This window comes from Actinoallomurus sp. NBC_01490, assembly GCF_036227085.1.
GTDB classification, from domain to species: Bacteria; Actinomycetota; Actinomycetes; order Streptosporangiales; family Streptosporangiaceae; genus Actinoallomurus; species Actinoallomurus oryzae.
The window spans coordinates 3,225,862-3,238,996 of record NZ_CP109433.1 but is presented as its reverse complement, the minus strand read 5'-3'; the positions used below and the strand labels follow the sequence as shown (position 1 = coordinate 3,238,996).

General features: G+C 72.6%; 13 protein-coding genes. 4 read left to right on the top strand and 9 right to left on the bottom strand.

Features of this window, described 5'->3' with window-relative positions:
* Both hutU and hutH read right to left on the bottom strand, forming a co-directional pair.
* Positions 1-1,653, bottom strand: coding sequence for a urocanate hydratase (gene hutU, locus OG417_RS15625; RefSeq protein WP_329256027.1), 1,653 nt, complete (start codon positions 1,651-1,653; stop codon positions 1-3).
* 13 nt (positions 1,654-1,666) lie between these two features.
* Positions 1,667-3,205, bottom strand: coding sequence for a histidine ammonia-lyase (gene hutH, locus OG417_RS15620; RefSeq protein ID WP_329256026.1), 1,539 nt, complete (start codon positions 3,203-3,205; stop codon positions 1,667-1,669).
* A gap of 186 nt (positions 3,206-3,391) precedes the next feature.
* Between hutH and OG417_RS15615 the strand changes: the two genes are divergently transcribed.
* Positions 3,392-4,126, top strand: a complete 735-nt coding sequence (locus OG417_RS15615) for an IclR family transcriptional regulator (RefSeq protein WP_329262310.1) — start codon at positions 3,392-3,394, stop codon at positions 4,124-4,126.
* 19 nt (positions 4,127-4,145) lie between these two features.
* Here the strand turns inward: OG417_RS15615 and OG417_RS15610 are convergent, their stop codons facing one another.
* Genes OG417_RS15610 through OG417_RS15600 form a run of 3 tightly spaced genes read right to left on the bottom strand, consistent with a single transcriptional unit; the run spans position 4,146 to position 7,006 of the window.
* Positions 4,146-5,243, bottom strand: a complete 1,098-nt coding sequence (locus tag OG417_RS15610) for a glycosyltransferase family 4 protein (RefSeq protein ID WP_329256025.1) — start codon at positions 5,241-5,243, stop codon at positions 4,146-4,148.
* A gap of 3 nt (positions 5,244-5,246) precedes the next feature.
* A complete protein-coding gene (locus OG417_RS15605) occupies positions 5,247-6,098 on the bottom strand; it encodes a hypothetical protein (RefSeq protein WP_329256022.1) in 852 nt (283 codons plus the stop codon).
* Positions 6,095-7,006 (bottom strand): ABC transporter ATP-binding protein, encoded by a 912-nt coding sequence (locus OG417_RS15600; protein ID WP_329256020.1) that lies wholly within the window; start codon positions 7,004-7,006, stop codon positions 6,095-6,097. The genes OG417_RS15605 and OG417_RS15600 overlap by 4 nt, the downstream gene beginning before the upstream one ends.
* A gap of 134 nt (positions 7,007-7,140) precedes the next feature.
* Here OG417_RS15600 and OG417_RS15595 point away from each other — a divergent pair, with 134 nt between their 5' ends.
* The gene (locus tag OG417_RS15595; protein WP_329256019.1) at positions 7,141-8,325 is read left to right on the top strand and encodes a sensor histidine kinase; all 1,185 of its coding nucleotides are present in this window, start codon (positions 7,141-7,143) and stop codon (positions 8,323-8,325) included.
* The gene (locus tag OG417_RS15590; protein WP_329256017.1) at positions 8,322-8,978 is read left to right on the top strand and encodes a response regulator transcription factor; all 657 of its coding nucleotides are present in this window, start codon (positions 8,322-8,324) and stop codon (positions 8,976-8,978) included. The genes OG417_RS15595 and OG417_RS15590 overlap by 4 nt, the downstream gene beginning before the upstream one ends.
* An 84-nt stretch (positions 8,979-9,062) precedes the next feature.
* Here the strand turns inward: OG417_RS15590 and OG417_RS15585 are convergent, their stop codons facing one another.
* Together OG417_RS15585 and OG417_RS15580 are read right to left on the bottom strand one after the other, a co-directional pair.
* The gene (locus OG417_RS15585; protein WP_329256015.1) at positions 9,063-9,998 is read right to left on the bottom strand and encodes a hypothetical protein; all 936 of its coding nucleotides are present in this window, start codon (positions 9,996-9,998) and stop codon (positions 9,063-9,065) included.
* 73 nt (positions 9,999-10,071) lie between these two features.
* Positions 10,072-10,293 carry a tautomerase family protein gene (locus OG417_RS15580; RefSeq protein WP_329256012.1) on the bottom strand — a complete coding sequence of 74 codons (222 nt, stop codon included), beginning with the start codon at positions 10,291-10,293 and terminating at the stop codon, positions 10,072-10,074.
* Positions 10,294-10,410: 117 nt separating this feature from the next.
* Between OG417_RS15580 and OG417_RS15575 the strand changes: the two genes are divergently transcribed.
* Positions 10,411-11,262 carry a helix-turn-helix transcriptional regulator gene (locus OG417_RS15575; RefSeq protein WP_329256010.1) on the top strand — a complete coding sequence of 284 codons (852 nt, stop codon included), beginning with the start codon at positions 10,411-10,413 and terminating at the stop codon, positions 11,260-11,262.
* A gap of 3 nt (positions 11,263-11,265) precedes the next feature.
* Here the strand turns inward: OG417_RS15575 and OG417_RS15570 are convergent, their stop codons facing one another.
* Positions 11,266-12,207 carry an alpha/beta hydrolase family protein gene (locus OG417_RS15570; RefSeq protein ID WP_329256008.1) on the bottom strand — a complete coding sequence of 314 codons (942 nt, stop codon included), beginning with the start codon at positions 12,205-12,207 and terminating at the stop codon, positions 11,266-11,268.
* Positions 12,208-12,219: 12 nt separating this feature from the next.
* Positions 12,220-13,113, bottom strand: a complete 894-nt coding sequence (locus tag OG417_RS15565) for an NAD(P)H-binding protein (protein WP_329256006.1) — start codon at positions 13,111-13,113, stop codon at positions 12,220-12,222.
* Positions 13,114-13,135 lie beyond the last annotated feature (22 nt).

Genomic DNA, 13,135 nt, shown 5'->3' with positions numbered 1-13,135 from the left:
TCAAGCCTCGCGCATCGGGACCCGTACGCCGCGCTCGGCGGCCACCTCGGCCGCGCGGTCGTAGCCGGCGTCGACGTGGCGGATGACTCCCATGCCCGGGTCGTTGGTGAGGACGCGCTCCAGCTTCTGCGCGGCGAGCGGCGTGCCGTCGGCGACCGTGACCTGGCCCGCGTGGATCGACCGGCCGATGCCGACCCCGCCGCCGTGGTGGATCGACACCCAGGAGGCGCCGGAGGAGGCGTTGACCAGGGCGTTCAGCAGCGGCCAGTCGGCGATCGCGTCGGAGCCGTCGGCCATGCCCTCCGTCTCGCGGTACGGCGAGGCGACGCTGCCCGAGTCGAGGTGGTCGCGGCCGATCACGATCGGGGCGCTGATCTCGCCGCTCTCCACGAGCTTGTTGAACTCCAGCCCGGCCCGGTCCCGCTCGCCGTACCCGAGCCAGCAGATCCGCGCGGGCAGCCCCTGGAAGTGCACCTTCTCCCCCGCCATCCGGATCCAGCGGGCGAGCTGTTCGTTCTCCGGGAACAGGTCGAGGATCGCCTTGTCCGTGCGGGCGATGTCCTTCGGGTCGCCGGACAGCGCGGCCCAGCGGAACGGGCCCTTGCCCTCGCAGAACAGCGGCCGGATGTAGGCGGGCACGAACCCGGGGAAGTCGAAGGCACGGGTGTAGCCGGCGAGCTGCGCCTCGCCCCGGATGGAGTTGCCGTAGTCGAAGACCTCCGCGCCCGCGTCCTGGAAGCCGACCATGGCCTCGACGTGCGCGGCCATCGACTCGCGGGCCCGGGCGATGAAGCCGTCGGGGTCCTTGGCGCGTTCGGCGGCCATGTCCTCGAACGCCACCCCGCGCGGCAGGTACGTCAGCGGGTCGTGCGCGGAGGTCTGGTCGGTGACGACGTCGATGGGCGCGCCGTCGGCGAGCAGCGACGGCACGATGTCGGCGGCGTTGCCGAGCAGCCCGATCGACAGGGGCCGCCGCGCGTCGCGCGCCTCGACGGCCAGGCGCAGCGCCTCCTCGACGCTGTCCGCGCGCACGTCGCAGTAGCGGTGCTCGACCCGGCGGTCGATGCGCGAGGGGTCGCACTCGACGCAGATCGCGACGCCGCCGTTCATCGTCACCGCGAGGGGCTGGGCGCCGCCCATGCCGCCGAGCCCGGCGGTCAGCGTGATCGTCCCGGCCAGCGTGCCGCCGAACCTCTTGGCCGCCACCGCCGCGAACGTCTCGTACGTGCCCTGCAGGATGCCCTGCGTGCCGATGTAGATCCACGAGCCGGCGGTCATCTGCCCGTACATGGTCAGCCCGAGCGACTCCAGCCGCCGGAACTCCTCCCAGGTCGCCCACTGCGGCACGAGGTTGGAGTTGGCGATGAGCACCCGCGGCGCCCACTCGTGCGTGCGGAAGACGCCGACCGGCTTGCCCGACTGGACCATGAGGGTCTCGTCGGCCTCCAGGTCGCGCAGGGCGCGGACCATCGCGTCGAAGGCGTCCCACGAGCGCGCGGCGCGGCCCGAGCCGCCGTACACGATCAGCTCGTCGGGGTGCTCGGCGACCTCGGGGTCGAGGTTGTTCATGAGCATCCGCAGGGCGGCCTCCTGCTGCCAGCCCTTGGCGCTCAGTGTCGTGCCGCGCGGCGCGCGTACGGGACGGGGACCCATGGCGTTCTCTCCTTTACGCGAGGGGGCCGACGACGGACTCGGCGGCGGTGACGAGCGAGCCGTCGCGGACCAGGTCGACGGCGGCGGCGATCTCGGGGGCGACGTGGCGGTCCGGGCCGGGCCCGGGGACGCCCGTACGGAGGGCGGCGACCACGGCGGCGGTCGCCGGGCCGGGCCGCAGCGGCGCCCGCAGGTCGAGGGCGCGGGCGGCGGTCATGATCTCGATCGCGACGACCCGCGTGAGGCCGTCGACCGCGCGGCGCAGCTTGCGGGCCCCGCCCCAGCCCATGGAGACGTGGTCCTCCTGCATGGCCGAGCTGGGGATCGAGTCGACGCTGGCGGGCACGGCGAGCCGCTTGAGCTCGTTCACGACGGCGGCCTGGGTGTACTGGGCGATCATGTAGCCGGAGTCGACGCCCGGGTCGTCGGCCAGGAACGCCGGGAGCCCGTGCGAGCGGGACACGTCCAGCATCCGGTCGGTACGGCGCTCGGCCATGGAGGCGACGTCGGCGACCGGGATGGCGAGGAAGTCCAGCACGTACGCGATCGGCGCGCCGTGGAAGTTGCCGTTGGACTCGACCCGGCCGTCCGGCAGCACGACGGGGTTGTCGACCGCGGAGGCCAGCTCGCGCCCGGCGACGAGGGCGGCGTGGGCGAGGGTGTCCCGCGCGGCGCCGTGCACCTGCGGGGAGCAGCGCAGCGAGTAGGCGTCCTGGACGCGGTTACAGTGCGGGCCGCGGTGCGACTCCATGATCGCCGAGTCCTTCAGGAGGCGGCGGAGGTTGGCGGCGCTGTCGGCCTGGCCGGGGTGGGGACGCAGCTCCTGCAGATCCTGGGCGAAGACCCGGTCGGTGCCGAGCTGGGCCTCGACGCTCATCGCGGCGCCGATGTCGGCGGCGCGCAGCAGGGCGCGCAGGTCCTCGATGGCCAGCACGAGCATGCCGAGCATGCCATCGGTGCCGTTGAGCAGGGCCAGGCCCTCCTTGGCGACGAGGGTGAGGGGCTGGATGCCGGCCTCGGCGAGGGCCTGCTTCGCCGACGTCTTGTTCCCGTCGGCGTCGCGGACGTCGCCCTCACCGATCAGCGCGAGGGCGACGTGGCTGAGCGGGGCGAGGTCGCCGGAACAGCCCAGGCTGCCGTACTCGTGCACGATCGGGGTGATGCCCGCGTTGAGCACCGCGGCGAGGGTCTCGGCCGTGACGGGCCGCACGCCGGTACGGCCGGTGGCGAGCGTGCTGAGGCGCAGGAGCATCATCGCCCGCACGACCTCACGCTCGACCTCGGGCCCGGACCCGGCGGCGTGGGAGCGGACGATGTTCTCCTGGAGCCGGGCCCGCAGCTCCTCGTGGATGTGCCGGGTCGCGAGGGCGCCGAACCCGGTCGAGATCCCGTACGCGGGCGTGGGCCGGGAGGCGAGGTCGTCCACGTGCGCCCTGGCCTCGGCGATCGCCTTGAGCGCCTCGTCGGTGAGGGCGACCTCGGCGCCGTGGCGGGCGACGGCCACCACGTCGCCGAAGGCGAGCGGGCCGGTGCCGACGGGGATTTTCGTCATACCCCTATTGGACGCGACCGCGGACGATGCCCGTACCCCGGGTGGGCGGCATGTGTCTCGGATACGAGACACTGAAGGGTGTGGCGGGCCGTGGAACGGCCCCGAGACGCAGGATGACGCGGGACGCGGCGTTCACCGAGGTGGAGAGACGTGGCGGGCGAACAGGTACCGGCGGCACGGCGGGTGATGGCCGTGCTCCGCCTGCTGGCCTCCTCCGCGCGGCCCCTCGCCGCCTCGGCCATCGCCCGCTCGCTGGACCTGCCGCGTTCCAGCACGTACCACCTGCTCACCGCGATGGCCGAAGACGGCTTCGTCACGTACCTGCCCGAGGACCGGCTGTGGGGCCTCGGCGTGACGGCGTTCGAGATCGGCTCCGCCTACCTGCGCCAGGGCCCGCTGGAGCGCCTGGCCCGTCCGCTCCTCGTCCGTCTGGTCGACCGGCTCGGCGAGATCGTCCAGCTCGGCGTGCTGCACGGGGCCGAGACGCTGTACCTGCTGAAGGAACAGCCGCGCCACCACGCGACCCTGGTCACGGACGTCGGCGTGCGGATGCCGGCGTACCTGACCGCGAGCGGCCGGGTGATGCTGGCCCATCTGCCCACCGCACAGGTACGGGCCCTGGTCCCGGGAGAGCTGGTCAACCGGACCGGAGCGGGCCCCCGGTCGCTGCGGGAGCTGCGCCGGCTCCTGGCCGAGGACGCCCGGCGCGGCTGGGCGGTGGAGGACGGCCACGTGACGGAGGGCTTCGCGAGCATCGCGGCGTGCAGCTTCGACCACGTCGGCCGCCCGGCCGCCGCGATGACGGTGACGTTCCGCCGGGACGCCCGCGCGGAGGAGGAATGGCCCGAGCTCGCCGCCCGCGTCCGCGAGGCGTCCGCCGAGCTCACCCGCCGCCTGTCCGGCCACGCCCCACGGACATGAGCTCGGGACCACCGTCCGGTCAGACGCCGTCCGTACGGTACAGCAGGTCGCGCAGTCGGTCGTAGGAGCGGTCCCAGTGCCACTCCCCGCAGGCCCAGGCCCGGCCCTTCTCCCCCATCGCACCTGGAGCGGTGAGCAGTTCGATCAGCCGGTCGGCGATGGCCGGCACCGAACGCCCGTCCACCACGTGCCCGGTCTCCCCGTCCCGGACGGCTTCGGGGGCACCGCCCGAATCCCCCGCCAGCACCGGAAGCCCGGCCGCGGCCGCCTCCAGGAACACGATCCCCAGCCCCTCGACCTCCAGCCCGCCGAGCCGGCTCCGGCACGGCAGGGCGAACACGTCCGCCGCCGCGTAGAACGGGGGCAGCGCCTCGTGCGGTTGCGGCCCGGCGAACACGACCCCCTCCCCCGCGAGCCGGCGCAGCCGGTCCTCGTACGGGCCGGACCCGACGATCAGCAGCACCGCGTCCGGCACCGTCCGGCGCACCAGGGGCAGCGCGCGGATCAGCCGGTCCTGCCCCTTGCGGGCGACCAGCCGCGACACGCTGAGGATGACGGGCCGGTCCCGCAGGCCGTAGCGCTTCCGGATCCCGGAGGTGTCGCCGTCCGGGCGGAACACCGAAGTGTCCACCCCCGGGACCAGCCGCGTCGTTCGCGTCCGGGGACCGAACGCCCGGACGATCCGCCGACGCGTGTAGCCGGTCAGGTAGGTGACGGTGCCCACCTGGCCGCCGATCCGGCGCAGCACCTGCCGCGACCCGGGCAAGGACGCCCACCAGACCTCATGCCCATGCGTGGTGGCCACCGACGGGAGTCCGAGCCTTCCGGCGAGCAGGCCGAGCGGCGCGGCCGCGCCGAACCACACCCGGTCGCATTCGTGTTCGTCCGCGACCGCTACCGCCGTCGCTGCCACCTTCTGCGTCGGCAGCAGCGTCCGCGACCGGTCCCGTACCACGGGAAACCCCAGTCGGGCGTCGAACCGCTCCCCGCCCGGCTCACGCGAGGTGTAGACGACCACCTCGCCGGGCGGGAACCGGCGCGCCAGTTCGTAAACGAACGTCTCGATGCCGCCCATCCGCGGCGGGAAGTCATTGGTGACGATGAGAGTGGCGCCCATGGTTCACACGTCCCGACGGTGGACGACGGTGACGGCGACGAGCGCCGCGCCGAGCGCCCAGAGGGCCAGCGCGATCCACGCCTCGGTGGTCGTCGTCGGCCGGTGCACGACGAAGCCGAAACGTCCGTAGCCGACGTCGGTCAGGCGCTGCCAGGCACTGGCGGGCAGCGCGTGCTTGATGTCGGCCGTCCAGCGGTAGTGGTCGGTGAAGCAGAGGGGCAGCAGCAGGAGGACCACCGTGGTGATCGCCATGGTCGCCGCGCCGTGCCGGATGATCGCACCGAGGCCCATGCCGATGAACGCGCACACCGGTGCGAGCACCGCCGACGCCGCGACCGCCTGGAACGCTCCGGGGTAGCCGATCGACATGCCGACGTGGCGACCGGACAGGATGGCCTGGGTCGCCCAGAAGGAGGCTCCGGCGACGACGGTCCCATAGCCGAGCATGACCAGCGTGACGTCGATCAGTTTCGCCGTCACCAGCGAACGGCGGTCCGGCACGGCCGAGAAGGTCGTGCGGATCAGTCCCGTCCCGTACTCGCCCGTGATCGTGATCGCGCCGACGCTACCGGCGGCGAGCATGAACACCAGGCCGGCGACATCCGTGAAAGCGTCCCGCATCGCCCAGAGCGGAACGAAGATGGCGCGGATGTCGGCGCCGTACTGCGGCCAGTTGTGGTAGTCGGCGACGGCGGCGTTCACGTTCAGCCCGATGACGGCCAGCCCGCTGAGGAGCAGGGTCCAGTAGGTCGAGCGGAGCGACCAGAGCTTGGTCCACTCGGCGGCGAGGAGATCGCGGAACCGGGCGCGCTGCTCGGCGACGGCGGGGGGAACGCTGAGGGTCGGTGCGGTCATCGGGCGTCTCCGGCGAGGTATTCGACGCTGTCGGCGGTGAGTTCCATGAACGCCTCCTCCAGCGAGGCGGTACGGGGGACGAGTTCGTGCAGCAGCACGCGGTGCCGGAAGGCGAGTTCGCCGATACGGACGGCGCTCAGTCCGGTGACCGTGAGCGCCTGGTTCCCGTCCGGTCGTACGGACGCTCCCTCGGTGGTCAGGACGGCCGTCAGCGAGGCTGCGTCAGGAGTGCGCACGGTCACGCTCTGGGGCGTACCGCGGGCCGCGAACTCGGCCAGGCTCTCGTCGGCGATCAGCTCGCCCCGGCCGATGACGATGAGATGGTCGGCCGTGTGCTCCATCTCGCTCATGAGGTGGCTGGAGACGAACACGGTCCGCCCTTCGCCGGCCAGGCGACGGAACAGCCCGCGCACCCATCGCACGCCCTCGGGGTCCAGCCCGTTGATCGGCTCGTCGAACAACAGCACGGGCGGGTCGCCGAGCAGGGCGGTGGCGATGCCGAGCCGTTGCCTCATGCCCAGTGAGAACCCGCCGACGCGACGGCGCGCCGCCTCCGCCAGGCCCACCTCCCGCAGAACCTCCTCGACCCTGCGCCGTGGGATCCGGTTGCCGCGGGCCAGCGCGGACAGGTGCGCGTACGCGGTGCGGCCGCCGTGCACGTCATGGGCGTCGAGCAGCGCGCCGACATGCCGGAGTCCGCGCGGGCGGTCCCGGAACGGGCGGCCGGCGACGGTGGCGGTACCGCTGGTCGGCTCGTTCAGTCCGAGGATCATCCGCAGCGTGGTGCTCTTGCCCGCGCCGTTGGGCCCGAGGAATCCGGTGACATGACCCGGACGCACCGTGAAGGTGAGTCCGTTGACGGCCGCCTTCGGGCCGTAGCGCTTCGTCAGTTCGCTCACTTCGATCACGCGGCCAACGGTGTCGCGGGCCGGGCCCGCCACGCATCGGGCCGTCGGCGGTATTGCCGGGGACGGGGTGTCGACCGAGGTCGTACACCCGTGGGCCGATGCCTCGCCAGAATCACCCGATTACGATCGGCGCCGTGTCCCCTTCTCCCCTGTTCAAGCGCGTTCCACCGGGCGTCTGGACGGCCCTGGCCTGGTGCGCCGGCACGGTCTTCACGTTCCTCATCCGGCTGAGGCTGCCCGGTGAGGGCGCGGCATCGGTGTACGCCGGGGTCATCTTCTACCGGTGGGACGGCCTGACGATGCTGATGATGGCCACCGCGCTCACGCTGGTCGGCAGCTGCCTGCTGCTCCGCCGGCCGATCACGGCCATCGTCTCGGTGCTCGCCGGTTCCGTCATCGGGACGCTCCCGCTGAGCGTCGGCGCGATCCCGGTGCCGCAGTTCCTCTCCGTGGACGTCGCCCTGTGCTTCATCGCGGCCTCCGGGCGGCGCCGGACGTCTCTCACCGCCGCCGGTCTGGTGGTCGCCACGCTGGCCGGTTATCTGGCCTTCCGGGTCGCGCGCGGGTGGACCATCGGGACCTCCACGGAGCTGGCCGTGATGATGACGGCCCTGATCTCCTGGCTCATCGGGAACTCGATCCATCAGACCCGCGATCACGCCGATGCCCGGCGCGCCCAGGCGGTGACCGCCGAACGGCTCCGGATCGCCCGCGAGTTGCACGACGTGGTCGCGCACAGCATCGGGATCATCGCCCTGCAGGCCGGAGCGGCGCGGAGGGTCATCGACACGCAGCCCGGCCGGGCGCGCGACGCCCTGGGCGAGGTGGAGACCGCGAGCCGGGAGACGCTGTCCGGGTTGCGCCGGATGCTCGGCGCGCTCCGGCAGGCCGAGCGGGAAGCGGGAACCGACATCGCACCGCTCGACGAGATGCCGGGTCTGGCGGACGTCGACCGGCTGGCCGAGACGACCACGGCCGCCGGTGTCCGCGTCGACGTCCGATGGCGTGGGGACCGGCGCCCGCTCCCCGCTGAGGTCGATCTTTCCGCCTTCCGGATCATCCAGGAGGCCGTCACGAACGTGGTGCGGCACGCCGACGCCCGATCGTGCACCGTGTCCATCGACCATCGGGACGGGGCTCTCTCCATCGAGGTCGCCGACCGCGGGCGCGGCCACGGCGGCACCCCGGACACCGGCTATGGCCTGGTCGGGATGCGCGAACGCGTCGCCCTGCTCCATGGAGACTTCTCCGCCGGACCGGCGCCCGAAGGCGGCTACCGCGTGACCGCCGAACTCCCCCTCCCCGCGAGAGTCGCATGACCGTCCGCGTTGTCCTCGCCGACGACCAGCCGTTGGTCCGCACCGCCCTGCAGATGGTCATCACCGACGCCCCCGACATCGAGGTCGTCGGCGAGGCCGGCACCGGCGCCGAGGCGGTCGAGCTGGCCCGGAGCCTCGACCCGGATGTCGTCGTGATGGACATCCGCATGCCCGGCATGGACGGGATCGAGGCCACCCGGCAGATCGCGGCCGGTCCCTCCTCCGCACACGTCGTCGTCCTCACCACGTTCGACGATGACGACTACGTCTACGGCGCCCTGCGCGCCGGCGCGGCCGGGTTCCTCGTCAAGGACATGGCTCTGGACGACATCCTCGCCGCGATCCGCGTCGTCGCCGCCGGAGACGGCCTGATCGCCCCGAGTGTCACGCGCCGCCTGATCGAGGAGTTCGCCGGCCGCCCGGCGCCCGCTCCCGAGCGGCCCACGCTCGACGGCGTCACCGAACGGGAGCACGAGGTGCTGACCCTCGTCGGGCGCGGCCTGTCCAACGCGGAGATCGCCGCCGAGCTGGTCATCAGCGTCGCCACCGTGAAGAGTTACATGACCCGGCTGCTCACCAAGCTCGACGCCCGCGACCGGGTCCAGCTGGTCATCATCGCCTACGAGGCCGGTCTGGTACGGGTGCGCGGATAGCCGGTTGCCCGGTCGCGCGGATGGCCGGTTCGCCTCGCGGCGGTTCTCAGCGCCGCGCACCGGCCGATCCGGGGGTGCACAACGTCACGCGTTGGTGCGCATCCAGAGTTCGATGAGCTCCTGCGTCTCCGCGGTGCGCGGGGTGACGCTCTTCTCCTCGTGGTCCACCTGGATCTCCACGGGCCGCAGGTCCGGGACCTGGCCGCTGGCGAGCGCGTGCCCCTCGGGCAGTTGCTCGTACGCGCCGGGGCGCCACCAGTAGATCTGGGGGCTGATGGCGTTCTGCCCCTTCTCGACATGGGTGCGGGCGAGCGCCTGCATGGCCTCCAGCGCCGAGATCACGTGGACGGCGCCGATCTCGTGCACGACCAGGTATTCGGGGATCGGGAAGGAGACCAGCGCGCCGTACGGGGCGGACCCGAGGAAGCGCCGGAGCACGTGAACGCGGCAGCCCACGTAGCGGTGGGTCTCGCCGATGTGCGTGATCGGGACGCCCCAGACCTCGTCGGTGCCGGTGTTGTGCGGCTCCCGGCTCAGCGACGCGTGGAGCGCGGCGCCGAAGACCTGGTTCTCCGGCCTGCCGCCGAGGTCCGCCCGGTTGAGCGGCTGGATCGAGTCGGGCCGGTCGATGACCACCGTCTCCAGCAGGCCCGGCGCGAGAGTGCGGGTCAGCAGGGCGTCCCGCATGCCGGGCGGGTCGGCCAGCGCCGCCTCCGGGTAGATCCGCACGCGCAGCGCGTCTTCGGCCAGCAGGCGTTCGACGTCGACCGCCGCGGTGGCCTGCGCCCGCGCCATCTGCTTGCGGATCCCCCGCGCGAAGCCGCGGGCGAACTCCGCGGCGAACGCGGGGAGGTCGGCCGGTGGCACGCGGCCGGCGTGGGCACGCCACTCACCGATGTCGGGGTTGATGTCGCCGCCCGGGACGCTGATGGCGATCGTCGTCGGGCCGATGATCCGGGCCGCGAAGTTCTCCTCCGCGAGGGCCCGGACCAAGGCCTCACCGATGGCGTCCTGAGTCAAGGGGGTCTCTCCTCATTTCGAGTGAAACAACCGGTTCAACTCATCGGACGCCTGTCGGGTTCCCTCCGGGTGCTCAGCCGCCGGACGGGCCGGGCTGCTGGAGCATCGCGCGGGTCAGTACCTGGCCGGCCACTCCCCAGCCGCCGTCGGTCACCTCCTCCACCAGGACCATCGTGTTGGGACGGGCTCGCTCGCCGAAGGTCTCGACGTACAGCTCGGTGACTCCGGTGACGAGTCTCTGCTTCTCCTCGGCCGACAGCAGGCCCGCCGGCACCTTGAGATTGGCGAAAGGCATGTGTTCCTCCTCGTTCTCCGTCCACCATCGCCGTACGGGACGCAGGTGACCAGGTGGCCCTTTCCCTGGGGACGGCGCCCCCAGGATGAGCCGGGCCGGCCCGGCGATAATGGGCGGATGGACCTTTCCGAGCTGGGCGCCTTCCTGCGGTCCCGGCGGTCCCGGATCAGGCCGGCGGACGTCGGGCTGCCCGGCGGGCCGCGGCGGCGGGTGCCCGGCCTGCGGCGCGACGAGGTCGCCACGCTCGCCGGGGCCTCCCCGGACTACTACACCGAGCTGGAGCGCGGGCGCGGCGCGCAGCCGTCGGCCCAGATGCTCGCCGCGCTGGCCCGGGCGCTCCGGCTCGACCACGACGAGCGGGACCATCTCTTCCACCTCGCCGGGCGTCCCGTGCCCCCGCCGCGCGGCGGCCTGTCGTACGTGCAGCCGGCCATGCTCGACCTGCTCGGACGGCTCGCCGGCACGCCCGCGCAGATCATCACCGATCTCCACGAGACTCTGGTGCAGAACCCGCTCGCCGTGGCGCTGCTCGGCCGGCAGCCGACGGGCGGCGGGTTCGCGGCGAGCTTCGCCTACCGCTGGTTCACCGATCCGGCGGCGCGCGAGCTGTACCCGCCTGAGGACCACCCGCACCAGTCGGCCGCGTTCGCGGCGGACCTTCGGGCCGCCGCCGGCCGCCGTGGGAAGGACCCGTACTCCGACGCGATGGTGGCGGCCCTGCGCCGCGAGAGCGCCGAGTTCGCCGCCCTCTGGGACGGCGGCGACGTCGCCGTACGTCGCCGGGACAGCAAGCGGATCGTCCATCCGGAGCTGGGCGTCGTCGAGATCGACTGCCTCACCCTGCTGAGCGAGGACGGGCGCCAGCGGCTCCTGTGGTTCGCTCCCCGGCCCGGCACGCCCGCCGTCGAGCAGCTGCGGCTGCTGGAGGTCATCGGCACCCAGCGGCTGACGGCCGACGAGGTGGGCTGAGGTTCACCGGGTGTGCCGCGCGAGCCAGTCCAGGATCCGGTCCGGGTTCCGCTGGAAGTGCAGGTACCCGTCCCATCGCCGGGTGGTCCCGTGGATCCAGAGCAGGTCCTTCGGTACGTCGTCCCGGATGGCGTCGAAGACCGCTTGGACGTCGGCCGGCCTGGTCATCAGGTCGTCGTGGACCTGGTAGACGAGCGTCGGCGTCCGTACGCTCCGGGCGGCGCGCGCCGGTGACATCGAGTCGAGGTCGAAACCGGTGCGGAGCCTGATCCGCCGGTCGAGCTCGTCGAGGCACTCGACCGGTATGCCCTGTCGCTCCAGGTTCCGTGTCAGGACCATGCGGGCCGACAGCGGCTGGCACGCGACGAGACACCGGACGTCCGCGAACTCCCGCGGTGCTCGTTCCATCGCGAACAGGGTGGCGTTGGCTCCCAGGCACCGGGAGAACAGCGCGATCTTCGCGTCCCGCAGCTCCGGCCGGGACCGTGCGTAGCGCAGGGACCCGATGACGTCGCGCGACTCGAAGTTGCCGCCCGTCGTCAGCCCGCCGTTGGCGGCGCCGCTGAGCCCGAAGTTGCGCAGGTCGTAGGCGAGGACGTGGTACCCGGCGGCGTGCAGGATCGCGATGTCCGGGACGAAGTCGACCTCGACGTCGTTGCCGGTGGCGGCATGCGCCGAACGCCAGGGTTCGAGGTGGGACGGGAGCCCCGAGCGGCTGAACCACCGTGGATGGTTGACGATCACGACGGTGTCCGCGCCCTCGGCCGGGACGAACCACCCCTCCAGCGGAGTGCCGTCCTCGGAGGGGAAGGTGACGTCCTCGAACCGCAGCCCGTGCTCGGCCGGCGTGTGCAGCACCGGCGAACGGCGTGACGTGCTGAAACCGTCGGCGATCGCGTCGAGTCGCTCGTCCAGCCGATCGGCGGTCGTCGGCGGTGTGGTCATCCGGCTCACTTCTCAGGCGCCCTTGACCGCGGGCTTGAGGACGTCCTCGCACCACTGCCGGAAGGTGGTCGGGGTGTCGATCGCGTGCTGCGGCGTACGGGTGACGCCGCCGTACAGGCCGTTGTCCGCCGCGATCATCATGTCGAGCATGCCCTGCACCATGGCGTCGGACCGGCCGGGGCCGGTGAGCTGCTGTTCGAGCGCCTCGATGGAGACCTGCCGGTACCGCACGGGGGCCCCGAGCACCTCGGAGACGACGGCGGCCATGTCGTCGTAGGACAGGTCCTCGGGGCCGATCACCTGGACCTCTTCCTGGCCGGTCCACCTGGTGTCGAGCAGCAGACGGGCGGCGACGGCGGCGATGTCGCGGGTGGCCACGGTGGGCAGCCTGTGGTCAGGGTCGAGGACGTCGTAGAACACGCCCTGCTCCTTGATCGCCCGGACCTGCCGCAGCAGGTTGTCCATGAACGCGGGCATGGTCAGCGCGCGGAACGCCACGCCGGTGCCGGCGATCAGGTCGTCCATGGCCAGCGAGCCGGTCACGTACCCCGCCTTGCCCGCGTAGGCGGTGCCGCGGCCGAGGGAGCTGACGTCCACGACGCGCTTGACGCCCTGGTCGCGCATCGCCTCGGCGGCGGGGCGCGTGAAGCCCACGAAGGCCTCCTCGACACTGGCGGCCTGGCGGTCGGGCGGCAGCAGCCAGAACACGGCGTCGGCGCCGTCGAAGGCTCGGGTGACGACCCGCGGATCGCCGTGCGAGCCTTGGACGACCTCGACCCGCTCACGGACGTCGGCGGGCAGCTTGTTCGGGTCGCGCACGATGACGCGGACCGGCTGGTCGCCGGTGAGGACGCGGTCGAGGACCTGGTGTCCGATGTTTCCCGTAGGGGCGGTGATAACGAGCATGAGTTCTCTCCACTGGAGTCGC